General features: G+C 40.6%; 20 protein-coding genes. 4 read left to right on the forward strand and 16 right to left on the reverse strand.

Translation table 11 applies throughout. The features are described 5' to 3' along the window. Positions 1 to 2: 2 nt before the first annotated feature. The 7 genes from MHH86_RS27875 to MHH86_RS27905 form a co-directional block, all read right to left on the reverse strand. The gene (locus tag MHH86_RS27875; protein WP_036681342.1) at positions 3 to 1,718 is read right to left on the reverse strand and encodes an AAA family ATPase; all 1,716 of its coding nucleotides are present in this window, start codon (positions 1,716 to 1,718) and stop codon (positions 3 to 5) included. Continuing rightward, positions 1,708 to 3,867: a Mu transposase C-terminal domain-containing protein gene (locus MHH86_RS27880; protein WP_342479560.1), complete on the reverse strand. Its 2,160-nt coding sequence runs from the start codon at positions 3,865 to 3,867 to the stop codon at positions 1,708 to 1,710. Before MHH86_RS27880 ends, MHH86_RS27875 begins: the two co-directional genes overlap by 11 nt. Before the next feature lie 13 nt (positions 3,868 to 3,880). Next, positions 3,881 to 4,684 carry a heteromeric transposase endonuclease subunit TnsA gene (locus tag MHH86_RS27885; protein WP_036681337.1) on the reverse strand — a complete coding sequence of 268 codons (804 nt, stop codon included), beginning with the start codon at positions 4,682 to 4,684 and terminating at the stop codon, positions 3,881 to 3,883. 573 nt (positions 4,685 to 5,257) lie between these two features. After that, a complete protein-coding gene (locus MHH86_RS27890) occupies positions 5,258 to 5,758 on the reverse strand; it encodes a Mov34/MPN/PAD-1 family protein (RefSeq protein WP_051491186.1) in 501 nt (166 codons plus the stop codon). After that, entirely contained in the window at positions 5,758 to 7,581 is a 1,824-nt protein-coding gene (locus MHH86_RS27895) for a ThiF family adenylyltransferase (protein ID WP_036681335.1), read from the reverse strand. The genes MHH86_RS27890 and MHH86_RS27895 overlap by 1 nt, the downstream gene beginning before the upstream one ends. Further along, positions 7,574 to 8,698, reverse strand: coding sequence for a hypothetical protein (locus tag MHH86_RS27900; protein ID WP_036681332.1), 1,125 nt, complete (start codon positions 8,696 to 8,698; stop codon positions 7,574 to 7,576). The genes MHH86_RS27895 and MHH86_RS27900 overlap by 8 nt, the downstream gene beginning before the upstream one ends. 18 nt (positions 8,699 to 8,716) lie before the next feature. Continuing rightward, positions 8,717 to 9,274, reverse strand: a complete 558-nt coding sequence (locus MHH86_RS27905; protein ID WP_342479561.1) for an SAVED domain-containing protein — start codon at positions 9,272 to 9,274, stop codon at positions 8,717 to 8,719. On the opposite strand from MHH86_RS27905, the gene MHH86_RS27910 reads away from it, so the two are divergent. After that, on the forward strand, positions 9,261 to 9,917 hold the full coding sequence (locus tag MHH86_RS27910; RefSeq protein ID WP_342479562.1) for an ABC transporter ATP-binding protein: 657 nt from the start codon (positions 9,261 to 9,263) through the stop codon (positions 9,915 to 9,917). The genes MHH86_RS27905 and MHH86_RS27910 overlap by 14 nt on opposite strands. 1,051 nt (positions 9,918 to 10,968) lie before the next feature. Here the strand turns inward: MHH86_RS27910 and MHH86_RS27915 are convergent. Continuing rightward, entirely contained in the window at positions 10,969 to 11,391 is a 423-nt protein-coding gene (locus MHH86_RS27915; protein ID WP_036681299.1) for a hypothetical protein, read from the reverse strand. A gap of 212 nt (positions 11,392 to 11,603) precedes the next feature. Here MHH86_RS27915 and MHH86_RS27920 point away from each other — a divergent pair, with 212 nt between their 5' ends. The 3 genes from MHH86_RS27920 to MHH86_RS27930 all read left to right on the forward strand — a co-directional run bounded on the left by MHH86_RS27920 (position 11,604) and on the right by MHH86_RS27930 (position 12,794). Continuing rightward, positions 11,604 to 12,047, forward strand: a complete 444-nt coding sequence (locus tag MHH86_RS27920) for a hypothetical protein (protein WP_051491182.1) — start codon at positions 11,604 to 11,606, stop codon at positions 12,045 to 12,047. 126 nt (positions 12,048 to 12,173) lie between these two features. Continuing rightward, complete coding sequence (locus tag MHH86_RS27925) at positions 12,174 to 12,425, forward strand: ATP-binding protein (RefSeq protein ID WP_305953623.1); 252 nt, start codon at positions 12,174 to 12,176, stop codon at positions 12,423 to 12,425. A 180-nt stretch (positions 12,426 to 12,605) separates the two neighbouring features. Next, complete coding sequence (locus MHH86_RS27930; RefSeq protein ID WP_306019514.1) at positions 12,606 to 12,794, forward strand: ATP-binding protein; 189 nt, start codon at positions 12,606 to 12,608, stop codon at positions 12,792 to 12,794. 1,160 nt (positions 12,795 to 13,954) lie between these two features. On the opposite strand, the gene MHH86_RS27935 is transcribed toward MHH86_RS27930, so the two are convergent. The 8 genes from MHH86_RS27935 to ppc all read right to left on the reverse strand — a co-directional run bounded on the left by MHH86_RS27935 (position 13,955) and on the right by ppc (position 26,753). After that, positions 13,955 to 15,220 carry an IS110 family transposase gene (locus MHH86_RS27935; RefSeq protein ID WP_036684113.1) on the reverse strand — a complete coding sequence of 422 codons (1,266 nt, stop codon included), beginning with the start codon at positions 15,218 to 15,220 and terminating at the stop codon, positions 13,955 to 13,957. A 523-nt stretch (positions 15,221 to 15,743) separates the two neighbouring features. Continuing rightward, positions 15,744 to 17,576 carry a glutamine--fructose-6-phosphate transaminase (isomerizing) gene (glmS, locus tag MHH86_RS27940; protein WP_036681297.1) on the reverse strand — a complete coding sequence of 611 codons (1,833 nt, stop codon included), beginning with the start codon at positions 17,574 to 17,576 and terminating at the stop codon, positions 15,744 to 15,746. A gap of 640 nt (positions 17,577 to 18,216) precedes the next feature. Further along, complete coding sequence (gene glmM, locus MHH86_RS27945; RefSeq protein WP_036681292.1) at positions 18,217 to 19,557, reverse strand: phosphoglucosamine mutase; 1,341 nt, start codon at positions 19,555 to 19,557, stop codon at positions 18,217 to 18,219. An 88-nt stretch (positions 19,558 to 19,645) separates the two neighbouring features. Further along, entirely contained in the window at positions 19,646 to 21,106 is a 1,461-nt protein-coding gene (locus MHH86_RS27950; RefSeq protein ID WP_051491181.1) for a CdaR family protein, read from the reverse strand. Beyond that, positions 21,099 to 21,929, reverse strand: a complete 831-nt coding sequence (cdaA, locus tag MHH86_RS27955) for a diadenylate cyclase CdaA (RefSeq protein WP_036681290.1) — start codon at positions 21,927 to 21,929, stop codon at positions 21,099 to 21,101. Before cdaA ends, MHH86_RS27950 begins: the two co-directional genes overlap by 8 nt. Positions 21,930 to 22,143: 214 nt before the next feature. After that, on the reverse strand, positions 22,144 to 22,758 hold the full coding sequence (locus MHH86_RS27960; RefSeq protein WP_036681404.1) for a zf-HC2 domain-containing protein: 615 nt from the start codon (positions 22,756 to 22,758) through the stop codon (positions 22,144 to 22,146). A 121-nt stretch (positions 22,759 to 22,879) separates the two neighbouring features. Next, on the reverse strand, positions 22,880 to 23,446 hold the full coding sequence (gene sigW / locus MHH86_RS27965) for an RNA polymerase sigma factor SigW (RefSeq protein WP_036681288.1): 567 nt from the start codon (positions 23,444 to 23,446) through the stop codon (positions 22,880 to 22,882). 514 nt (positions 23,447 to 23,960) lie between these two features. Further along, the gene (ppc, locus tag MHH86_RS27970) at positions 23,961 to 26,753 is read right to left on the reverse strand and encodes a phosphoenolpyruvate carboxylase (RefSeq protein WP_036681287.1); all 2,793 of its coding nucleotides are present in this window, start codon (positions 26,751 to 26,753) and stop codon (positions 23,961 to 23,963) included. Positions 26,754 to 26,893 lie beyond the last annotated feature (140 nt).

Raw genomic sequence — 26,893 nt, forward strand, 5'->3', positions numbered from 1 at the left:
CTCTATAAGAACTCGTCATATTCCCCAACTAACCCTGCTTTCCGAAGTGCCTCATCAACACTTAATTTATCTGTTCTCCCTTGTGAAACAATAAAACGAATATCACATTCGTCTAAATCAAGCTTTGTGGACTTATTCCTTCCCCTTTTCCGTGTAATTCCAACAACTTCTGAAGTATTATAATTTGGGCTATCAGATTTACCTTCAAAAACAAGTTTAGCTATCTCTAAATATAATAATTCCATATCATGGCCAGCTTCCCGGTTATGGAGTTCGACCTTTTCGGCATAGCACAATGCAATTTCTTCAGCACAACCCATTTTCATCGCAAATGTAACAAGCTGCTCAATTAATACTTTTCTATTATGCTGCAGCATAATAAGCTTATGTTCCTCTGAGAGGTGCCCATCTATAGTAATGCGATGCTGCGAATCCTTCAGATATTCTTTAAAGGTGATCCAATCCGGCTTTAAATCCTCATATTCACTAGGATCAATGTCTACACCTCTCCTTATAAGTTCGAAGATCGGCTGAACAAGTCGAAAGGTTCTGTTTGCTACTTTTTCAATCAATTCAGTAGTAATAATTTCATTATCTTCATATAAAATTGCCCGGCATTGAACATGCATGAATAATTTCACGGCAAAGTCGGGTATGCCCAGTGTATGATAATACATTATCGCCTTTAGCTCCGGAGTAAGTGGTGTAAACTTATTCGTGTATTGTAGTTCCCAAATTCCTTCTAAAAAAATATCCCATTCTAGATCATCCTTCATCCGATCCGTAATATTCTCCGCGTATCCGTCTGGAATTCCGCGCCGAGTATTAGCAAGAGAGGTTTTAAATAAGTAAAGAGCTTTAAACGTACCAATTAGCACAATTGGTATACCAAGTGAATTTGTAAGTTCAGTTATGAAATCGATCATTTTCTCTTCGCCACCTGAGTGCCCTTTGTGAATCCTTTGTATTTCATCAATGAATAAGCCACCTAAACTGATATTTCCGGCAACCTTTGCCATTCTTTTGGCCAGAACTTCAGCACGACCATCTTTTTCGGCTAATTCTTCATAATAGTTGCTTCCTAATAACTGATCAACAGCCCAATAAAAATTTCGGCAAAGTGCACCTACCGATTTATTACTAGGACACTCAATGTGAAGCCAAACAACTTGTTTTACCGGGAAGGGCTCTCCATCGTACGCCACATGGTGGATAACTTGTGGAAAAAGCCTTAGCAGTCTTTCATAAGATTTCGTTTTCCCCATGCCACTAAGTCCAATATCCGCCATCATTTGAGCCGTTTGAATATTTCCAGCTAAATTTCTACCCTCTTCATCTGTGCCATGGGATAAAATTTCATCTAAACCTATTGCCATTTCTCTTTGGTAAATGGCGCTTAATGGGTTTCGAGATTGATATCCAATTTTTATCATGTTGTATATATTTCGATATCTCTCGAAATGAGTTATTAATGGCTTCCAATATCCCGGCTTGATTTGTTGAATAAGTTCTAAGCGCTCTTCCAGATCCAGCTGATTTAGATCTCCAGAAAAGCGAGGGGCTGAATCCAGCATCTGATACAATTGATCTTGATTTAGCCTAGGCGGTATTGCTTCTATGAATGGATTTCCCTGATAGGCCTCAACAATCTGTTTATGATATGATGCTTTAATTTGTCTGCCCTTTAGATAAATATAACGTTCTTGTTCACCCACCATTATTGGATGACCTCCTTTCCTGATTTTTTCCTAAAAGAAATATCTGCATCTTATTCAACTTCTGGGGTTCTTCCATAGAAGAAATCATTGGAGCCCGGTTCTCATGTTTAGCATTTTCAGATATAACCTGCGACTTCTGAGATTCGGTAGTAGCTGTCCAAGCATTTGCACTGGATTCAATTCTCTTCTCAAGCTTCCTAACACTCCGTTTATTTTTAAATTTAGCTGATCTGGGCTTGCCTTTTTGGGCTTCTTTTATTTTCGCTACTTCTACTTGAGTCAGGTTTTTGGCCACTGTATCTAGCTCTGCTTCAATTTGATTTCTATCTGCCTTCACCTTCATTAACTGTTTTTTCTTGAATTTCATAATTGAATTTACATCTTCAAAATAAAGACCCTCATACTCCTTAAACCTTTCAGTTAGAAAGAGTTGCTCCTCTTTTCCGTTTTTGAGCATGATAAATACACTGCTGCAATTTCGAGGATCATAACTAACGGTTATCTCACTTTTACCTTCAATCATCTCGTCCTCAAACCAACCGTCTTCTTCACCACGTTGGCAGAAGTATCCCAGTTTTTTTAAAATCACACCACTTCGGGTAATCTTGCACTTTTCTTTAGGAAGAAGTGCGTGTCGAATTAAACTGCGTGGTTGCTCCTGTAGAAGATTATGTTCCATCCCCCAATTCCACATTGATAGAGGAGTCAACTCCACATTATCAACGAACATTTCCTTTGAAACTAAAAATTCATCACTTAATGCCTTTCGGTTATATTCCAGGACGAATAAAATAACTAGTTTTGTGAATGCTTCAAATGTATACGCAGCCTTCTCTTCGGGATTTTTATCCCCCCTAACTCTATGTTCCTTATCCACTCCTCCAGGCATGACCTCTCTCATCCGCATGCAAAAACTTCTGAATTGCTGTTCTATATAGGGTTTTAAATCCGCACGATAGGAAGGAGGATTACCTATACGTACATTGAGAAGTGCCAGGTTGTTAGAATTTTTGCTTTTCATTTCTCCTCGGTCACCAACAATATATCTAGGTAAATGTTTAGCTGGCCAATCTTCTTCATTTATTGCTATCCCAAACTGTGCGCAATATGCGACCTTATCAGTTGCGGCATTTTCAAGTGCTACCATTTCTTCTTCCCAAGAAGGGGTTTTACACACGTGTACCCCTGCAATCAATCTGTTTAGGGCATCTTTTACAAAATAAACATGTGGCCTTCCGATAACAGTTCTATGATCGATCGAGACTAATATAACATCAGCAGGTGTTGAATCCGTTTCGTATAGTGCTCCAGGTCCTTGGAGGTCACCATTTGCAGATTTAAGATGAGATCTTGCAATCATTTCAGCTTTTCGCGGGCCAAATTTAGCAGCAGTTTTTCTCTTTTTATTAAACTCCTTATTATACCAATACATAAACTGCCTCAATGAAGGGCCAGCAACTATTGGAATTAACTCGTTATATTTTCTATAATGTCCATCAGAGTATTCTTCCTCACACATATGTTTGTGCGTCGCTCTAAGATTCATTCCTTGGTCCGTATGGAATTTCTTAATTGCTTTTTTAAACTTGTCTTTGTCCTCCTTGGTTATAATGAAACTTTTACCATTCTCAGGTTTCGGGCCTGTATTTATATTTCTTTTTAATGGGCTAGTTGAAACCCCAACGTCAAAATAATCATTTAAAAGACCATTCACTTTCTTTCCATAGAACCAGTACTTCTTCAATAAACTATAGACCCAATTCACTTGTTTCTTGAATTGATCTGCTACCTCACTAACTAGCTTTCCTCTTTTTTCAGGTATGTAAATATTGGGTTCTTTACATACAATATTCTCAATAATCGCGAATTTTTCATCTCTTCTTTTGGAGTATTTATTTAGATATTTTTCATCAGGAGCGATCAAACGCATGTCGGGGTCGATAGGTTCTATTTGGGCATTACCGCATTCCAGGTCAAATAATAAATCTTTATAATCTCGGAAATAAGGAAATGGTATTTTCTTTTTATCATCAATGTTAATGAGGACAACTTGAGATCGATCAGGAGCGATCCACAATACACGTTCAAAAGTTCGTTTTTTATTAAGACCAACATCAAGGAAACAGATAATAGAATTTTGATAAATCATTTTTTCACCACCTCTATTTTATAGGTTTCTCTATCACCAAAGGAGCGCTTTCACGTATTAATACGTTCATATCTGTTATCCAACGCTTATTAGCGAGCATATGTTTAACCATAAACATTGACGTTCCTGGTTCTAGACCAATATTCTGATCGCACTTTAAACAACTCTTGCTTATTGATAAGCGTTGATCATTTTTAATCAATAATTCAAATAAAGGTTCAGCAATCATATTTACCATTTCGTTATCCAATCCTGGACGTACATCTGGCCGCTTTGCATCGTGCAACCAGTCAATATTTTTTATGAAATTAATAGGTCTTCCTACATCAAATACAACTTTCCACTGAAGGCCGATTTCTTTATAATAACGCCTTTCAATTTCAAATAACTCAAGCGTCCTTTTGGTCAATTTATTAGTTGGCTTAAACGTTCTGGCTACATCCTTTACTCCATTCTCACCATTTGGAACTGTTAACATAAAATCAGAAGTCTGAACTACATCTTGTCCCTTTAGATTCGCATGAATTATATTTAACTTCTTCGCTATTCGTTGTGTTTCTTCAATTGGAAGGGGATATTGCTCTCTGATATCTATAACTTGATCTGTCCAATCCTGTACAAGCAGGTATTGATACTCATATTTGGACAGTGTATGATGTATTCGATTTGAATGCCACCCTGGAGTACGGGTTAACCATCCCTCTGATGCCACTTTATTATCGTTCGCTTGAATAAAAGGAATGTAGTCTGCCCCTCTGCCTTGCCCTCTTCCATCCTTAAGTCGATTTACATGAGTTCTATATACGGTGTTTGTCATCAAGCTAACCTCCTCTTAAAACATAAAGACGCATAACTAATTTGTTATGCGTCTCTGGCTGCAGTATATGTACCCCATTAACCTCAGTATCCTATTCTTAAACAAGTAATAATGAGGATATATATTGTCAGAAATTCAAGAAAATAATTTCAATATTTATCATATTTTTATAGAGTTTCTCTTCGTACATGAAAAATAATTATCTGCACAATAATTAACGAGATCTTCACGAGTCTTCTCATGAATTTTTAGCAGTTGATTTAAAACAAAAATTCGTTGGATATAATCTTCAGCAAACGTGAACAATTTCCTTTTGTATTAATCTATTTGATTTTGTTGTTTCCGAGTTATTACATATAAACTCAGTAAATTGATGCAACTTATAAACGTCATCTTTAATTCATCGCTAAGCACCTCACTGGGGCTCTATCTCTATTATCTCCACCTCACATTAATTAAAACGCTCTAAGAGAAAACTATCTAAATAAATACTTGAATGAACTCGAATAAAGGACACCCATCGGGTGCCCTTTATTCGAGTCACGTCTCAGATACTTAACTTAAACTTCTATTCTAGATTATTTCCGGTAAGTACTCATTAAGCTCTATCGGTTTCTTATTTTTCATAAAAATACTGATAGAAACAGAATACCTTTTTCGAGGGTTTCCTCCAATGATAAGTAATATGGGTTCTGGACAGTTCATTGACTTATTATTAGAAATTGAGTTCATTTGCTTGGAATCAATTAAGCTCATTTTACTTGATGCAAAAGGATGAAAATGCCATTCCCCCACATAATAGGCCTTGTCTAACTTCCATAAGGTATTAAGCCAATCTTTGAGACCTTGTACTCCTCTATAAAATCTAGTTCTTGTTTGTTTTGAATCGATAGGGGCAGGGCTGCTCTTTATAATAACTGCCCTATTCAACGCATCATCATAGTATCCGGCCAGAATACCACCTGTTTCTAATTCTCCGCTTAAGGTACATTGAGCTAACATAAATGTTAATACATCGTCACTAAATTCAATCTCAAGATTGCCTTCAATATCTCTGTATCTATGAACAAGCATTAAAACACCTCTCGTTGCTTTAGTAAAACACCTGCGGATAATCCATCTATATGTTGTTGTTCATAAACAGCAAAGATGTTGGGACCAAATGGTTTAAGCCACCATGCCTCGATTTCTTTTATTGCTAGACCTGCCATCATCCAAATGTCATCTGCGCGAGCAGGAAATAGAGGATGATAACATCCTATACCATCCCTAGGCAAGATGATGTCTTTATTCTCTTCTCGCTCCAATTCAATCCACGGCTTGAGGAAGTTGTAGAAAGACTGGCGAGGAAAGGGATGCTTATTGGACAAAAAGATAAACATTCTTTTTGCTCCAAATCCTAGTGATACTGAAACGAATCTTTTCGGAATCGTCCAGTCAAAGGAATATAAATGATCAATAACTGCATCACTTCCTGTAGTATCTATAATGATATCTTGACTCTCCAGTACCTCCACTTCATCGTCGCTTAAATTGGGAAAAGCACTATTGATGGCTACAGACCAAGTGTGTACATTATTGTAATTGATTCTATATGATAATGCCTCAGCCTTTTTCATGGATAAGTGATTAATACCTAGCGTATGTCGAGATAAATTACCAACTTTTAAAATATCTTTGTCACAAACAATTATTTTAGAAATACCTATACGAGAAAGTAGTTCCCCGATGGCTGAGCCAAGAGCACCCGCACCGATTAAAAATACACCATCATGATGTGTTTTCTCATTTATACTCCCTCGGCTAAGCACGGATTCTTTACTCCAGTTCTCTGTGCGAACATACCTTAAGCTCTTATCTGGATGTAACAGATTTATGCGATCTCGTTGAAAATAGAAGTCATTTGCTCTTCTGAATCCGGTAATCTTGTTTACCTTTTTGGCTAACTTCCCAATTTCTATACTTATCCAATGAACAATTACATTCTGCTCTCCGACTAATTGAGGAATTTGAAATCCAAGCAATAGGTAATTGTGTTGTTCCTGTTCTCTAAAGATATACATGTGCCTGTATATTTCTCGCCATAAGTCAAAATGATGTTTCTTGCAAATAGCTTCTAATTCCTTTATTGTTTTAGGATAATACCAAGGTTCCAATATAGGCTGAAATGGAAGTAGCAGCCATACCCCATTATGATGTTTAGATTCTACACCAGCATGAACAAGTTTCCCCCACTCATATTCATGTATTACATTCGACTTATTATCCAAAAACGCAGACACGAATAAGATATTTTGATATTCTGATATTTCTTTAAGGGATACCCACCCAGATCTGTTTCTCATTCCATTCCAATAACTAATATTCTTTTGCTCTTCAGCAAAAACGATTTGCAACTCAGTACTAAAGTGTACGTGTGGTAATTCGAAAAAATCTCCTGGTCTTGCTAACGAATGATTTGAGGCATTGAGTAACCAATTTTTTAATCGCTCTACATGCCACGAAATACGCTGATCTGCATCCATCTGTTCTTCAGTATCTGATAATAATTCAAGTAAACCATTATCCCAATCAGTACAAATCTTACCTAATCGCCAAGGAATTTCATTTACTTCTTTATTCTCATTCATATGCTGATAGGTTTGAGTAATACTATTGACTTTGTCCGGATATATACCAATAGATCCTCTCGGATAAAGAGGATCTATTAACATATACCAATTCGTAGTGTGGGGAATAGATTGTCCATCTACCCCTGATACATTTATACTAAACTGGAGAATCCAATTCTTAAAATCCCCATACCAATAAAGGTCTTGGAGTTGCTGATATCCTTCAACAGTTTCTAATTGGGTACACCCGATTAATATACTTTCCGGTATTGAAGGATTATCCAAACCGTCCACCCACAATATCAGAGCTAATTGGGCTTTCTCTTTTTGAAAAAACTAGAGAACTACTCTGGTTATTAGCTGTTGTAGCTTCAGATGTCGGAAATTTCGAACCAAAGAGTTTATTCCATTCTTCGGCACTTTCTTTAACAGTGGTGGCATCTGATGCTTTTCTAGCAATTTCTGCAGCTTTTTTAACCAGCTCATAAAACTCTCCGTATTCTTCTTCAGTAATTCTGCCCATTACATCATGCTCTGGTACGCCGTGATCTGACATAACCGGCTTTGTTGAATAGTTATTCACTATAGCCTCCAAAACCTCGGTTACACCTTGACCAACACTTTGTATTCCATCTGGGCAACATAAACCAATGAGATGCTCCAGCGGATATCCTTTTGGATGTTTTGGCACATTGTTTATTCTTCTCCACCACTTTAGAGCCTTAACTACGTTGACGTAATGCCGGTTACATGATTTATTTTTTTCTTGTGTCCATTTAATTTGTGCCAGGGGATCTGTTTGTTTCCATTCCTCAGCGTCCCTATCTGGAATCCAAAGAGGAACTGTTTTCCACTCTGGTTCATTAGCATTCGAATAAGTCTTAAAAATAGAGCTTGTTTCTATTGTTTCATTCAGAACTTCCCATGACCCCTTCAATGACCACGTTTCAATATCTTCCAGTGCACGCATATCAGTAACGCTAGCTGACTCCAAAATACCTTCTTCGCTCTCTGAGGGTGCGGCTGTTATGACAACATCTAAATCTACATAACTTAAGGAAATTCCTATAGAACGACCTTGAATTTGATATTTTCCTGCGTAATGTTTTTCCATAAATGGTTTTAATACATTGATAGCATCTTCTGGATTACTGTATTCCTCCATACTCAATTTAGTCACCAAAATTACATCTACATCTGAACGGCTATCTCCCTTTGGACGAACAGCAGTAGATCTCCGATAACTTCCTTGCAGGAATGTACTTACAATAATTTTAGACATATCTTCATCTTCTTTTAATCTTTTTCTTAACGTAGTATGTCCTTTGATTAAATCATTGACTTGATTTTCAGTTAAACGAATTTCTTTAAGAAATCTAGCAAAGTAAGTAGGAATATTCACAATAACACCTCCGAGTGTTTAAACAGGTAGTATAAGTGAAGGGGAATATGATCCATCCCCAGTAAAATTATGTTCGTATAAAATGATCTCCGGGATATTTGCAGCTTGTTGAGCAAGAAAGAAAACAAAACCACCAGGAGCAGCAATGAAAAAATGAACCTTACCTTTTCTCTGTTTCGGATTACGTCTATCTAAAGTCCGAATGACCTGTTCTGCTAATAACCAGGCATGTGTACCATCTTGAATTGCCTTAATCCCCTCTAAAGGTAAATAAAAATGATACGACGATTTTAGAGTTAATTTATTCTCCTCATTGTACCACTCAACATGAGATTTAACATTCCGAGTTATACTGATAGCAACAACTGTATCACCTTCAATAGGAGAGTTATCTGTATACTCCTCATTGAACATTGGATAAACTGATGTTATTTCATGAGGTATATCCGGGATCCATGCAATCAAACCATCTCCACGCTGAACAGGAAATGCCTTGACACCTGATTTTGGATTAAGAATTAAACCAGCAGCAAATGTTATAGAAAGATGTGTATTGAATTGAATGAGCTCTGGCAAATCCACACTCGTAAAATGTTTATTGGGGATTTACCCCATCTCACAAGGAGAAATTTTAATAGATGATGTTCCAATCAACAACTTTTCACAAGACGAACTCAATAATAATATTTCTATATTATTTCAAGATTTCATTAAATATCCCTACACCGTTTCTGAAAACATAGGTTTTGGTCAAATTTCCCAGATTAAAAATTCCGAGTTAATCAAAGAAGTCGCTAAAAGAACCGGTGCAGATTTATTTATCGATAATCTCAAGATGAAATATGATACATATTTAACTCAAATATTATATGAAGGTGAAGATCTATCCGGAGGGGAATGGCAGAAATTAGCTTTATCTCGTTCAATTATGCGAAATTCTCAGATATTAATTTTGGATGAACCAACATCAGCGATGGATCCTAGGTCTGAAAGTGATTTTTATAAAAATTTCCGGGAAATATGTAATGATAAAACAACGATTTTCATATCCCACAAGTTAATATCCTTAGATTTTGCTGATAGAATAATTGTTATGAAGTCTGGAAACATTATTGAGAGCGGTTCTCTAAGTGAACTGTTGGAAAAAAACGGTGAATTTAAAAAGTTGTATTCTTTACAAGCAAGTCAGATTACACAAAACTATTTTTCTTTAGTTTGATAAAGTGGTGAATTTTTCAAATTGCAAAACAAGATATTATGTGTCAAAGTTTTATCCGAGGTTTATATTTTAGGTTTGCTAGGGTTTGTCAATAATTTTGTGTAAACTTTTTGAAACTATATAAATTGTGTAAATAAGATTGAGGATCTCATATGGATATGGACAGCTCCATTAAATTTGAGGCATCGTTCCAAAAGCGTCAAAATAGCCCGTATCTTGATGTCAAGGTGTAGGCTATTTGACGCTTACAAAAATGTTACCTACCGATTTCTTAAATTATAGCAGGTTTGCTAGGTACCGTTTTTTGATCTCGCTCAACAGTGACACCGTTCAACGAATTGAAACACTCTGTAACACGATTTTCAGTGTTTATTGTAGACGATTACATGTTTTAATAAAAAACTAGTAACTCCTTAGAACTTCTCACTCGGATTTGGATCAAGGATCATTTCACCAGTGCGTTTTCTAAGAAATTTCGCATGCTTACTTTAGGCTGGTTGGACGGTCATACACTCCTCCCCTTGAACTTCGTCTTGCTAGGTTTCATTAAGACTGAACTCCACGGGAGCTCCCAGGAAATTGACAAGCGATCTTCTGTATCAAACGGCGGAAAGAAGCTCTGCGTGCTGCCCAGATCTAGCTTCTGAATCGTGAGATATCACCACAGGTGTTTCAACGACTTACGTACTCTTTGATAGTCTTTTTCAAATGAGCCAACCCTTGCTGCGCCTTCAAAAAGAGTTCCAAGGTCGCCCTACGATCTGCTTATTAGCCAAAACACAATTGCCTTTTCTCGTTACATGTTTTTGGCCTGACTGCATTGGCAAAGCACCCATAAACGTACGCTCGAAGGAATGTTTTATTTACTTTGCCATGTAGCCTGTACCCTGGTGTGATCATTGAATTTATAGAAAATAGTGGAATTAATGAAAGAAATCACCTACCAAGTAGGTAAAAAACTATCTGCTAAAAGTCAAATTTAGCTTTGGATGAATACTTTACCCGGCAAAAACAGTGGTGCTGCCAATTTAAATTTGCAGCACCATGTTATTTATTTCAGATCTATATTCATGCACTCTAGATGCTTACGTTTATTTTGGTCTAACCAAGAAATTAATACTTCGAATTCTTTTGCATTTTTATCGATGAAAAATCGAGTAAACTCAATTGTCTCATTAGATTTAACCGGAAAACTAGTTGGGTCAATTAATATTATCTTTTCTTTACTTTCTTTTTCCACAGAACGATAAAATTCAAATGTGGCGTCAAGCTTCTCTTTACTCAGGTTAGTTGCTGTTAATTTATAGCTTTTGTATTTACTGGGTTCGGGTGATGGCAACATACTTGTATTAACTTTAACAGCCCATTTTCCTGAGGTAATTGTTTTAGGTAAATTTGAATGTGCTGAAACACTAAGGCTCAGAATATTGTAAACCAAACAAAAAACAACCAATATTACTAATTTTTTTCTCACTGTACACTCACTCCTTTTTTTATAAATTATAATTCTCCAATCTTCATTAAACTATTCATGAAAAAATTCGTAATTTCACTCATCTGTTTATAACCCTAACTAAACACACTAGCCTTGCGCCGAAACTGACATGAAATTCATAGGTTGAATTAATTTCATTACTATGAATATAATGTTCTTCATTCACTGGCACTCCCTAGAAAAATCCCCTAATGTTAAGGAAGAATAGTCAAGTTACCCATCCCTCATCAAAAGGAAAGCCAGGACAGGACAGCACTGTAAGAGATCACACGCCAGAAAATCATAAGAAATTTATTCAATGGAATGTTAGTCGCTTTATCTCGTGGGCAGAAAGCGTTGGTGCTTATACAGCCTCTTGTGTTCAAGCAATTCTATCCTCATATAAGGTCGAACAACAAGGCTACAGAAGCTGCATGGCACTCCTTAAACTTGAAGATAAGAACAGCGTTGTTCGCCTCGAAATAGCATTTGCCAAAGCATTTTCCTACACCCCTAGGCCTAGCTCTCAAAATATCAAAACGATCTTAACTACCAGTCAAGATCGGCTCGAAACAATAAATGAAGTTAAGCCACAACCACTCTCTTCTGAAAACCATGAATTCGTTCGTGGTGCAGATTATCACGGGAGGGGTTAAACCATGTCACATGAACCTACGTTACGCAAACTTTACGAAATGCGACTCGCAGCAATGGCTGAGAACTATCAAAATCAATTATTAGTTCTAAGTTTTTAAACCCTAAATTTTTAAAAACACTTTGAATTGCTAGTAGATATTGAATGGTCCAGACGCAAGAACAACCGTCTTACCTCACCAATTCGAAAGAAGGATTTTCAACAAAGCAACGCCTGTATTGAGGATGTTGAGTATCGTGCTGACCGAAAACTTGACCGGACGCAGATCCTTCGTTTAGCCACAGGCTCTTATATTCAAGATAAACTTAATAACATTATCATGGGCACATCCGGTGCAGGAAAAACCTATTTGGCCTGTGCATTCGGTACTGCTGCATAACGTAATTTCTATCCGTTTAAATAAATTCGTTTGCCTGAACTAATAAATGAATTGGCAGTAGCTCGAGGCGAGGGTATTTATAAACGAGTCATGAAATCCTACAAAAAAGTTCCCCTGTTAATTCTAGATGAATGGCTCCTAGTTTCGTTAAAAGAAATTGAGGCCTGAGACCTGCTTGAGATCGTAGAAGCACGCCATCAAATTGGATCAACAATTTTCTGTTCACAATTTACTCATGCTGGTTGGCACGGTAAAATTGGAGAAAGTACACTGGCAGACGCTATTCTTGATCGAACCGTATACTCATCATACACGATCACACTTGAAGGCATGGAATCGATGAGTAAACGTAAAGGACTTATAAATTAACTAGCCAAATCATCATCACGGAGCCGCCACTCGAGGGTGGCTTAATTTTTCCGAAGAACTGGCTCACTCATTACGTGAACGATGGCTCTATTTCATCGAAATATTCACTCTAGTAATTTTTTAGTCAATCACGATATTTTCTTTTCACAACAGTTACGGATGTTCTCTTATCAATGAACACGGAGAACCTATTTAACATTTATTTCATCTTCTTTCTTTAGTTGATTTTTTCATGACATAAGAGTAACAAACAAGCCTCACAGTTTTCTGTGAAGCTTGTTTTATCAAGTCTATACTTGTTTTTCTTTCTAAGTACAAAGAACCAAATCGTACATGAAACAAGTGCAACTGTACCAATAACAATCATACTATTTTGCAAAATTATATTGGAAGTATCTAACAATCCTCCTGGAATGATGATATCAAGAAATAACATAAAGAACATAAAAAACAAAAAGACTAAAAATACAATGAAGGCTGCGTACTTCGATTTCCAATACACATACGATAGTAGAATATACATACCATATGCTAGTAGAGCTACAGAATCCGATGCGATTTTACACGATAAATCATAACGCATAAACCCAATACTGCAAAAGCTTGAATTAATAACATTACATTTTATGTTTGTACATTTGAAATCACCTCAAAATAGGGCAATCAGCAATTCCTTTGGTTTGATGAGACTTTACTCAATCCATTAATAATAAAATTACAGATAACGTGTCTAAAATCATGTCAATTTATTTTGAAGATAGTAATTTGACTCCACAAAATGATTGTTACACTCCCTCGAAATGATTCAGTTTCCTCACTCAGACTCATGAATTCGCAGGATTTCATCCTGTAGTTAAAGTGATGAAGAGGATGATGAAGGAGCCGGTGGCTGGGAGATGGGGAATTGGGCATGCGTAAATAAGGGTGAATAAGGATCACCCATATTGTTCCATTATATGCACGTCTCCACTTCGCCCTAGCGATTCTCACTCCCATGTCTCAACGGGTCATAGCCCTTTCATTCCTTCGTCACATCTAACTAAGGGGTGGAGGTCGGTCTTTCTAACGGAACGGGTCCGAGCCCTTTTGCGTAACGTCTCCCGATACTCCGTGCTTCTTGTTATCCTGCGAATGCATGAGTCGATGAGGATTAATTGGTTTTATGCTGCTTGTGGGAATACCTTGATCGGTTCGTAAGCGGTACTGCTTTTAGCCAATGCGACTAGCATTCTCGCTACTTTACCGATTAATTTCATAATGGATTTCATCTTCTTCAGTTTCTTTTCCTCTACATTATAACGATGTGCCGCTCGTATCTCCGGATTTGTCATAACCATACTCATTGTCATGAGATAAAGAAAATGACGTAAACGTGGCCGGCCTCGTTTGCTGAGCACCATCTTTCCTCGCCATTTCCCGGAGCTAGCTTCAGCTAGATTTAACCCAGCATGACGCAGTAAAGCATTTCCGTGCGTATATCCGCTTAGATCACCAGCCTCACCGAGTACACCAGCTAGATTCGTAACATAGATGCCTCGTATTTCAAGGAGCTTCTGTGCATAAGGAATACGCTTAAGAATGAGGCGGAGCTCATGCTCAATTTGTTCAAGCTGGCGCTGGGCCAGGTCATATTCTTCGAGCAATTGCCCAAGATGGAGCTTGTATGCGTGGAGTGCCTGAGTGGCACCCACACTGGATTTCGCAAGTGAAATGAGTAGCTCAGCACGTTTAACTCCAGCATGACGCTTTACATATTGCTTCCAACCGGCAAGGACCTGTTCCGTATTTAACAGACGGATCTCTTTTGGCAAGGGGAAGAGTCGGAGTGTTGCGATTGCACTGGTGCAAGTGAGGATTTTAAAAACCTGACGAAGTTCAGGGAAAACAATGTCTACCCAGCGATGAATCTGATTAACCGCAGCGTTGAGGCGCTTGGTAACCGTCTCTCGGTTCGCCATTAGAATACGTAGTTCCTCGTAATCTTCGGGATGAAAACGAACAGGGGAGTAGTACCCGTTTTTGACCATGTCTGCTATGACAAGCGCATCTTTATGGTCACTTTTAGACGGTGTATTATCTCGGTTTTCCTTGTTCTTTTTGACGAGATGAGGATTAACCAGAACGGGCTCCATGCCTTGATCGAGGAGCCAACGTGCCAGGCTAAACCAGTAGTGGCCAGTGGGTTCCATACCAACTATGACGCTGCTAAGTTTGTAGGATTTGAGTAGATCTTGGATCCAGCGTTCGAACAGATCGAACCCTTCACGATGGTTACCGAATTCGAGCGGAGTTCCCAAAGCAATCCCACGAAAGCTGACCGCGCGGGCCACATGGACTTCTTGGGCGATGTCTACGCCAATGACCAAATGATGAACGGTAATGTTTTCAATGAGTTGATTTTGCTTGTCTTGAGCTTTAAACTTCATAGTAGAGCGACCTCCTAAATGGTGAGATTAAAAGGGCTGTAGACCCGTATCCAACTCCCATGTTACCGAGGCGCTCGTTTTTGTTCAAACTCCAAATTATTCAGTTTACAGGAATTCTAACGGGACACAATAACTCAATAAACCGCCTTCGAATAATTAGGCGATTTTCTTATAGTCAACTTTCAATATTCGTTATGTCATATCCAAAAAAATAAAGCACAAAAGGCACTTTATTTGATGACTTCCGTCAGTTATTAACTTAGTTGTCATCCAACATCAACAGAACGAATTTAAAGAAACCAAAAATTCAAATTTAGTTTAGATCCTATTAAGTAAAATATAAAGCCGTCCTATGATCTCAGGACGGCTTTATAGTCTAGGTTGTTGTCCAATCTTTACATTAAACAACTTCACAGCTTAAATATTCACTTCATAACTTTAATGTCCACTTCACATCTTTAATGTCCACTTCACATCTTTAATGTCACTGGACAACAACAACTGTACTTTTATATCACCAAACCTACTCCACAGTAACACTCTTCGCCAAGTTACGTGGTTTATCCACATCATGACCCAGCGCAAGAGAAGCATAATAAGACAATAATTGCAGAGGCACTACGGACAAAGCTGCTGTCAGCATTGGAAGTGTCTTTGGAATCACGAACACTTGATCAACTGATCTAAGCAGGTCAGTCAAATGCTCTTGGTGAGTGATTGCCAGCACGTCTGCGCCACGAGCTTTCACTTCTTTGATGTTGCTGACGGTCTTCTCAAGTACAGCTTCCTGAGTTGCCAGGGCAATAACTGGAACACCTTCTTCGATCAGAGCCAATGTACCGTGTTTCAATTCACCTGCAGCATAAGCTTCGGAGTGAATATAAGAGATTTCTTTCAGCTTCAAAGATCCTTCTTGAGCAACAGCGTAGTCTACGCCGCGGCCGATGAAGAACAAGTTTTTGTGCTCAGAAATTTGTTCAGCATAACCTTTGATCGCTTCTTTTTGAGCTAGGATCTCTTCCACTTGCTCTGGCAGAGATTGCATAGCTGCAAGAATCTTAGTAACTTGTGCTTCGGTTTGTGTTCCACGAACTTCAGCCAAGTAAAGAGCAAACAATCCAAATGCGATCAATTGTGAAGTGTAAGCTTTGGTCGAAGCTACTGCAATTTCCGGACCCGCCAAGGTTACCAACACATCGTTTGCTTCGCGAGCAATAGAGCTGCCCACTACGTTAGTGATCGCCAATACGTGTGCCCCGTTAGCTTGTGCTTCACGCAGAGCTGCCAAAGTATCTGCAGTCTCACCGGATTGGCTGACTACGATAACCAAAGTTTCTGGAGTCACGATTGGTGAACGGTAACGATATTCCGAAGCAATATCATTCTCAACCGGAATACGAACCAAGGATTCGATCATAGTACGTCCTACCACACCTGCGTTGTATGCTGTTCCGCAAGCAACGACTTGAATGTTACGGATGTTCTTGATTTGTTCTTCAGTCATGTTCAATTCAGGCAATACAACCTTGTTGCCTTCCGCATTGATGCGACCACGCATTGTGTCGCGGTAAGCCTTAGGTTGCTCGTGTATTTCTTTCAACATGAAATGCTCGTAGCCGCCTTTTTCTGCGGTAACTGCATCCCAATCGACAGTAATCATTTCCCGAGAAATAAAATTGCCTTCAATCGTCATCAATTCGACAGCATCTCTTGTCAGCACAGCCATTTCGCCGTCATTCAAAATATATACGTTACGGGTATATTCAAGCAGTGCAGGAATATCTGACCCGATAAAGTTTTCTCCTTCGCCAAGACCGATAATGAGCGGGCTAGCTTGACGCACAGCCACCAGTTTATCTGGTTCATATTCAGTCAGGACGCCTAATGCAAACGCACCGCGCATGAACGTAATCGCTTTTTGTACAGCCTTCACGATATCCCCGTCATATTCGCGAGCAATCAGATGTGAAATAACTTCTGTATCTGTTTCAGAGACAAAGTGGCATCCGCCAGCGATCAGCTCTTCTTTCAGATCCAGATAGTTTTCGACAATACCGTTGTGAACTACCGAGAACTTCATGCTGTTATCCGTATGTGGATGTGAGTTCTCATCGGATGGTTTACCGTGAGTCGCCCAGCGTGTGTGTCCGATACCTGCGCTACCTGCCAGCGGGCTGTCTTGGAGCTTCGACTGCAGATTCGCCAAACGGCCTTGAGCTTTCACTACTTGTAGTCCTTCTTGGGTAAATACAGCAATACCAGCGGAATCATATCCACGATATTCCAATTTCTTCAAGCCCTCAACCAAGATCCCCTGCGAATTCTGATTACCAATATATCCTACAATACCACACATTATAATTTCCCCCGTCCGAGTTATCGTAATGTGGCGGCATAAGGAAAGAAACGTGCCGTGCGGCATGTTTTTGAGAAAAAGCAAATATTCTGTTGTATTTTAGGATCAACAAAATAAACTGTCACTTACATTCTAATGTTCATGAAATGCACAGCCTTCTCCTCTGCCGTGGCAGAAATAACGTGTTTCCTTCTGATGCGCGCACACATGAATAATATAATTTGTTGCACCCATGAAAACGTTGTGTGAAAGGTCGCCCTTTCATTTTCCGTATCCATTTACGGCTCTGGTGCATCACCGGGAGGTCCCCGCCGAACATTTCGAACACCTCCACCTCGTCAGCTTACGTCTGCCGTGATCCGTTCAAGCCATAGCCTACATAACAAGTAAGCAGCTTTCACTTCTCCCCCGCGCTAGACCAAGCTCTGGCGCTTGCTATTGCTAACCTCACAATCCCCGCTTTCCTTCTAGAATGACACTTAATCTATTATATGCACCTTGTAGTACTTTGGCAATGGCGCACCAACCTAAATTTTACAAAACCAGTTCAAACGATCTAATCCTAAAATAAAATAACACTGGTGCAACGAGTCCGAATCGCTCTCGCTCACTGCACCAGCCTTATAGTTAAGGTAATGGATTATACCAATTCGCGTTGAACTACTTCCACAATTTGATTCACATAAAGATCTAGATCTGCCTTATCCGGTCCCTCTGCCATAACGCGGATTAGAGATTCCGTACCTGACGGACGTACAAGCACACGGCCATTGTCGCCTAGCTTGCCTTCTACTTCAGCGATAGCCGCTTCTATAGCTACGTTGTTAGGGTAATTAGTCTTATCCTGTACACGAACATTGACCAGCACCTGCGGGTATTTAGTCATCATACTCTTAACTTCGCTAAGCTGTTTGCCTGTAGCCTTAAGTGTGTCTACCAGCTGAATAGCTGTAAGAATACCATCACCAGTAGTATTGTAATCCAGGAAAATAACATGTCCAGACTGTTCTCCACCTAGATTAAAGCCTCCACGACGCATTTCTTCCATAACATAACGATCCCCTACAGCTGTCTTAGCGGTATTCAGGGATAATTTCTCGGTAGCTTTATAAAATCCGATGTTACTCATAACGGTTGATACAATCGTGCTATCCTTCAGCTTACCTGCACGGTTCATCGCATCGCCACAAATACAAAGGATAAAGTCACCATCGACTTCATCACCATTATTATCAATAGCGATCAAGCGGTCTGCATCTCCGTCAAAAGCAAGTCCCAAATCAGCTCCATGACGTAAGACTTCTTCACGCAAAGTCTCTGGATGTGTCGAACCAAATCCATCATTAATATTCAATCCATCTGGCTCAGCCCCGATAGAGATCACCTCAGCGCCAAGCTCTCTGAACAGTCTTGGAGCAAGCTCATAAGCTGCGCCATGCGCACAGTCCAGTACAACCTTGATTCCCTTAAAGTCCTGAGAAATGGTAGTTTTCAAATACTCCAGATAAAGATACTTAGCATCATTATCTACGGTAACCATACCTAAACCTGAACCGATAGGACGAGGCAATTCATCTACCTCCGCATCCATAAGCTCTTCAATTTGCAGTTCGGTTTCATCTGTTAGCTTGAAGCCATCCCCACCAAAGAACTTAATGCCGTTATCCTCTACCGGATTGTGAGAAGCTGAGATCATGACGCCTGCGTCTGCTTTTAACAATCTCGTAATATAGGCAACAGCAGGTGTACTAACTACGCCTATACGGATTACATCAGCTCCAATAGACAATAAGCCCGCAATCAGCGCGGATTCCAATAAAGGACCGGAAATACGTGTATCCATTCCGATAACAACCTTCGGTTTATCCAAGTTACCCGCTAGTACATATCCTCCACAACGGCCAATGCTATAAGCCATTTCTGCAGTCAATTCACGGTTTGCTACTCCCCGCACACCGTCTGTTCCAAAATACTTCCCCATTATTTTTCTCCTTTGAATACGCTACGTTAGCTTAATGTACTATCATATGATTTGCATACTATTTTGGTGTACCTCTGGGCTCAAAAGATTACGTCCCGCCCGTACCTACAGGATTTTCGGAATTCGTACTTGTGTTAGCTGTGCCGTTATTCTCCGGATTGGTATCCGTTGGTACAGGCGTTGGTGTTGCTCCAGCCTCTCCGCTATGAGTGGGCTTCTCCGTAGGTTCCTCATCACCTATAACAGGTTCAGAACTTGGCTCAGGAGTAGTAGTTACCCCCCCCGTATCTGGATGAGGTGTAGGAACTGGCGCTGCAGGTGATAACAGCTGCACGGTCACAGTAAGAGGCACCCCTGAATTGGCTAGTGCGATAAACTGGGGCAGCGATACCCGCAAAGAAACCTCGTGAGTTCCAGCCGAAAGACCGCTAACATCAGCCACAACCCCTATATCTTTCTTATCAAGTTGATCTAGTAAAGCAGGCGCACCCTTTAAGGTAAGCGCTATTTCCTTGCTTGAAGGATTAACAATACTTCCTTCCAGATCATCCCCCACACCCTGAAGCTTGACAGGTACCGCCTCAATCGTCCGCTCAGCAATTTCTGAGATGGTTAATGAAACATTCACAGCTTCGGGCATGACTTTCTCCGTTCCAGCCGGAGGCTTCAAATCGACCTTTACTTGTTTCGTTCCAGCAGAATCTATTGCACTAAGGTTAACAGTGGCTTCATAGGCTGATAAAGCTGCCAAAGCCTCTGCTTGTCCATACACTACGACTGCTTCCTGCTCAGGTGTCAATTTGGATAATACGAGAGAATCCGGAAGTTGTCCAGTAAAGCCAATCTCCAGCGGCAAACTCTTAAACGGTAAGGTAATCGGCAATTCCACGGATACAGTAGAAGGCTCAATTACAGCATTTTTAATTTCATTTCCATCCTTATCATAAGCGTGTAGCTTCAATTTTTTCTCTTTAAATGTCTCATTCTCACCGTTAAGCTCAATGGTTCCTTGTATCTTAGCTACCTTGCTCAGTTCATTATCAGCAAGTGTGACTTCGACAGTATCTGTAGGCTGCAGGACCGGGGTGCCTATTTGGTAGCCCTCTGCAGGTTTCCCCTTCGTAACCAAGGATATGGGAAAAGACTTTGTATTCCGTGATTCTACATGTACGGTAACCTCTTTAGGATTCATTCTTACCAGGGATACACCTTTTGGCAGTTTATAATAAAGTGGCAACGTGGTATCTCCAGGTTCGACCTTAGTCAGATCAAGCATTACTTTATAGTCATCCGAGAACTGAAAGGAGATATCGGAATTTTTACCCGCTACCTCCAGACTCACACTGTCGACAGCCAAAGGTTCAAGGACATATTTATCCTCGTCAAGGCCGGTCACTTCAATCTTCACATTCTCAATAGTTTTTGTTTTAATATCCACTGTTGTCTGTCCAGAAGGCGCAGTATCGACATGAACCATCGTAAACAAAATGATCCCGAACACAAGGGCCAGAATCTTATTGAAATTGTTATTGTTCATCCACTTATCCATGATTCTTGTCCCCCTTCCGTTTCCAGAAAGTTGAACCCTTCTCCTTCAGCGATGAACTTACACTAAGCTCTTGATGGAGCTTCGATATCATGGATTCTTCCTTAATGTCTCTCACGATCTGGCCATTAATTGCAAGGGAAATCTGCCCTGTCTCCTCTGAGACAATGACAGACACCGAGTCCGCAACCTCACTTATTCCTATAGCAGCGCGATGACGGGTTCCCAGTTCTTTGCTGATAAAAGGATTCTCGGACAAAGGCAAGTAACAAGCAGCCGCAGCAATCTGATTTCCCTGCATAATAAGGGCTCCGTCATGCAGAGGTGTATTGGGAATGAAGATGTTAATGAGTAATTCGGAGCTGACCAGGGAACGCATGGGTATACCTGACTCTGTATATTCGTTTAGCCCCGTCTCCCGCTCAAAAACGATTAACGCCCCTATTTTTCTGCGAGATAAATAATTCACGGCTTTAATCACTTCGCCGATTAACTTACTGATCTCTTCGTCACTTTCTCCAGCCCGTCCGAAAAATCTGCCCCGTCCAAGCTGCTCCAGTCCCCTTCGTAGTTCCGGCTGGAAAATGATAAAGACAGCTAAGACCCCGAATGTAAACATTTGATTCATTAGCCATTTAAGTGTATACAAGTCCAAGATTGTGCTTACCGCCCAAATCAAGACCAGAACCAGTATCCCTTTTAAAAGCTGAATCGCCCGCGTCCCGCGTACCATATTAAGCACTTTATAAATAATGTAACTGACGATTAGGATATCAATTATATCTTTAATGGAATCTTTCCATGTTAGCTCAGTAAAATAACTCATTGCCTAAAACCCCCGTCATTTCAAATTAGCTGGGTTTATGTAAAATGTCTGTTAGCTCTGTATCATATCTAGGTTATAACGTTCGGGCTTCAGTTGCAAGTTTAGTCCCTCAATCCTTTCCGAAACCACCCAATTTAAGGAAACAAAAAAGCGCCATCTTTCCGGAAAAAGAGGCGCTAATTAATATTCCTGCTCAAGGTAACCACTGCCCGCATTAACGGTAGGCAACTTCAGAGAACATGTTCGTCACTTTATACCAGAACCAGCTTACTGCCTGGTCTATGCTTTTGACTTGCCCAGAAATATGAGCTGTTGAAGCCTGATATAGAGATCCGTCAATGACTGTCACGTTGCCGTTCACTTCTCCATATACCTGTGCTTTACCGTTCTCTATGGTAAGGTCTCCGGTAATTATTTTGCCGGAAGGTACAATTACAGTATCCCCTTTGATGACCACTTGATCCAAATCAACACCTCTAACTACAAGCTGTCTGTCTGGACTCCAAAAAGTTACGGTGCTCATCAGCATAACGACAAGGAATAGAGATGCCGCTGTAAGTGCAGGGTGTCTCTTGATCCAGGTAATAAAGGCTTTTTCTTTCTTAGTCTTTGGCAATGAACTCATTATCCGGCTCACAAGATCATCTGAAGCTACAGGATTCTGATGCATTAGGGAGAACATCAACATATCTGTCTGTTCCAATTCTTTAAACTTTGCACGGCAATCTGGACAGGATAGAAGATGCTCCTTCAATTCCCTCTGCTGCTGTTCGGGCAAGTCGTCATCCAAGTAGTCATGCATCATAGAGACGGCCAGTTTGCATTCCATAGGAGCCAATCCTTTCATGAGTGCTATTTAATTATCCTAAGACAAAGGGTCAGGACACATAAGACTTGCTTAACTTACATACGTCGCTCTCGAAAAGATGTTTCATAAAAAAAATCTATTTTTACATTTTTGGGCCTAATTTTTTACGCAAAAATTCACGGCCTCGGTGTACACGCGTCTTAATCGTAGTCACGGGCATATCCAGGACATCACTAATCTCCTGAAGTGACAGATCCTGCAGGTACCTCAGAATCATCACCGACCTGTATTTCACAGGCAGACTGTCAATCGCCTCATAGATTAGCCCCTGCGTCTCAGAGAGCAATAGTTCGGTCTCAGGTGTCACATTATCGCTCGGAATCAACGAGTAGCCATCAAGGCCCTCCTGATCGTTCATTTCAGCATCCAGCGAATAGGTTGGTTTTCGTTTACGCAATCTATCTATACAGAGGTTCGTTCCAATCCGGTAAATCCATGTGGAGAACTTCTGTTTATCATCATAACGATCCAAATTCCTATACACACGCAAAAAGGTCTCCTGAACAATATCCTCCGCCTCATGGCGATTGTTCAACATCCTGTAAGCTAAATGATATATTTTGTCTTTATATAGTTCCACAAGCTCGGCAAATGCCCTTTGGTCGCCCTTCAAGGCGAGCTTTGTCAATCTGCCTTCCAAATTCTCCACCTGTTAACTCCCCCAGACTTGCCGCCCTTGGTATTTCTTCGCAAATATCCACGGTACAAGCAATTAAATCGTAATTCAAGTTTGTGTAAAAATCAAGGATTGTATTGTAACCTTCTATGTAAACTGAGTTAAAAACTGGACAACTTGGTATAGGCGATTAAGTGCGGCTCCGAGAAATATTTGGACTTCCGGTCGCTGTTATCCTCACATTTCCTGATTATAAACCGCATATAGCGGTCGAAATCTGAGGATAAAGGCGAACGCTGGCGCTCCTACAGTTCCAAATATTCTCTACGCTGCTCCATCACCGAAGTAATAAGTGCCACGTTATTTACCTCCGATTACATCTCGGTTACTTGGGTAGGGTAATAAAAAAAATATCGGGTTTGACTCTCCAATATTTAGGCACAAGTAAAGTTCACAGCAGCAATATACAGTTTATGATCACAACAACTTGTATTAGGCAAAAAAAGTCCGCCCCAAATAGGGCGGACTTTTTGTTGTTAAGACTATATCAGCCGGTATTCCGAAGACCGGCGGCAATGCCGTTGATGGTAAGCAATACTTCGCGAAGCAGTTCGCTATCATCTCCATCGATTTCACGGAGCGCTCTAAGCTCGGATAGCAATTGAACCTGCAGGTAGCTAAGCGGATCAACGTATGGATTACGGAGTCTGATCGACTCTTGAATCACAGGAACGTTATCCAGAATATCCTGCTGGCCTGTAATCTTCAGGATCAGCTCAGAGGTCAGATTAAATTCATCTTCAATCTGGCCGAATATCCGTTGACGTGCTTCCTCGTTCTTGCCCATGCTGGCGTATTCCTTAGCAATAATCAAGTCCGCTTTTGAAATAGCCATTTGCAGCGTATCTATCAGTGTAGTAAAGAATGAGAAGTTCTCATACATATGTTGCATTATCTTCAGATTCTCTTCCTTACCCTCATAGAAACTCTGCAGTCCGGTTCCAGCAGCGTACCAGGCTGGGAGCAAATAACGGCTTTGTGTCCATGCAAATACCCAAGGAATTGCACGCAGATCTTCAAAACGGTCGCTGTTCTTCCGCTTGGAAGGACGGGAACCGATATTAAGCTCTCCAACCTCAGGCAGAGGTGTTGATTCTTTGAAATAAGTCAGGAAATCTGGATCACGGAAGATCAAATCCTGATATTTGTTCAGCGAGACTTCAGAAATCCGGGCAACAATCTCTTCCCATTTCTCTTCATAAAGATCCGCTTGTGGCACTCTCGCACTAATTGCTGCAGTTACAAGCGCAGATGTCGCTTGCTCCAGACTGCGGTAAGCAATCCCCTGCATCGAGTAACGGGAGGAGATCACTTCTCCCTGCTCGGTAATCTTAATCCCTCCGCCAATTGTCGAAGCTGGCTGAGCAAGAATACTGCGGTTAAGTGGCATACCGCCACGGCCGAGCGCTCCACCACGACCATGGAAGAACTTCAGCTTGATTCCGAACTGATCGGCTGTCGCTGTAATTTCTTTTAGGGCAACACGCAGTTCCCAGTTAGCAGTAACCACGCCGCCATCTTTATTACTATCTGAATATCCAAGCATGATTTCCTGCAAATCATTCATTGCTCTTACCGCATCACGGTAGATCGGCATACTGAGCAGTGTGTGCATAATTTGCGGTGCTTCATGCAAATCATCAATCGTTTCAAAAAGTGGCACAGCTTGCAGGGTACATACAACTGTACCGTCGTTATCCTTGCGGAATAGTCCTACCTCTTTGGCGAAGACCATAACCTCCAGAATGTCGCTTGCAGCTTCCGCCATACTGATCAGATAACTTGTGATACATTGTTTGCCGTACTCTTCCTGCGATGCGAAGATCGTCCGGTAAACCGCCAGACACTCCTCTGTACTTTCAGTGTAAGTCTGGTAAGAAGAGGTCAACGGACGTGGATCATTCAGCAATTTCTCCAGCAGATCAATCTTCTCGATCTCCGTCAACTTAGAGTAATCCGGCGAAATGTTCATCTTCGCCAAAATTTCTGTCATGGCATTCTCATGTTCTTGACTGTGTTGACGCACGTCAAGAGTTGCTGTATGGAATCCGAACAGCTCCACTTGGCGGATAAGCTTTTTAATATAGGTATCGGCCACATAGTCGGCATAGTGATGCCGTAGACTGCGGTCAATGACATTCAAATCATCTATGAACTCCTCAGGTGTAGCATAACGCTCAGGAGTATCTTTTTTCTCATCATCCAAAACATTTTGTGTCTTAGAGATCATGTAGCTAAGTTTAATTCGGTAAGGTTCGTTGTCATTGCGCCATTCTTCCATCTTGCCTAGGTTAATGATCTCACGATCAGCTTCGATGGATTCTACTAGCTCAGGCGTCACTTTAACAATACTTGTGCTAAAGCTTAGATATTTCATGAGTTCACGCATAATCCGCTGATATTCACGAATGGCCAGCTTACGCTGCATGCGTAAAGTCTGCGCAGTGACTGTTGAGGTTACCGATGGGTTACCATCACGGTCTCCACCAATCCATGATCCAAAACGCAAGTAGGTTGGCACATGCCAATTCTGTCCAGGATAGTATTTGCTCAGACAGCGTTCAAGCTCTTGATACACATCCGGCAATACATGGAAAATAGTCTCATGGAAATAGTACATTCCATTACGCACTTCATCGAGTACTGTCGGCTTGCGGTCACGTAGCTCATCCGTTTGCCAAAGCGTAATCACTTCATTCAATAGCTTCTCGCGAAGCTGTTCACGTTCACGGAAAGTTAGAGTAGGGTTATCAAGACCCATAACATCATCGGATATCCGTTTATGAATATCGAGAATCGCACGGCGCATGGCTTCCGTTGGATGTGCCGTCATTACAAGTTCCAGAGACAATCCTTCAATAATCTCGTTGACTTCCTCATGAGAGAAATCACGTTCACGAAGCTCTTGAATAGCGCTTTCTATAGAACCGGGTTGAACTGTCTCCCCAGCTGAACGTTCATAGTCACGTTTACGGCGAATCCGGTGGTTCTGTTCGGCAATATTCACCAATTGAAAATAAATGGCGAACGCTCTTATTACCTGATGACGGTTCTCCGGATCCAAAGAATTGATTAACTCCTTAAATTCACTATGCAGTTCAGGTAAAAATAGTGAGCGTAGCGATTTACTGGTCTCGCGGATCTTCTCCACGATCTCTAGCAGTTCGTTACCGCCTTGGTGAACCAAGACCTCTCCTAAAATGTTCCCCAAGAACCGTACGTCCCGTCGCAGCAGATTGTTAGAGTTGCTTTTGCTGACGGTAGTCGTAAGTTCGGTCATGCTGCTCCCCCCATTCTCTTCCGGATCAATGTGTTAAGTTTGTCTGTCTAAATATCGTCTATTAAAGCTTCCTCATATCATACAATAAAACCGTTTGAAAATCTGCAACTTTTTTGTGCTGTAAAGCGACACAGTACCTA

The sequence above is a fragment of the Paenibacillus sp. FSL F4-0097 genome, assembly GCF_038593125.1.
Classification (GTDB): domain Bacteria; phylum Bacillota; class Bacilli; order Paenibacillales; family Paenibacillaceae; genus Paenibacillus_AQ; species Paenibacillus_AQ odorifer.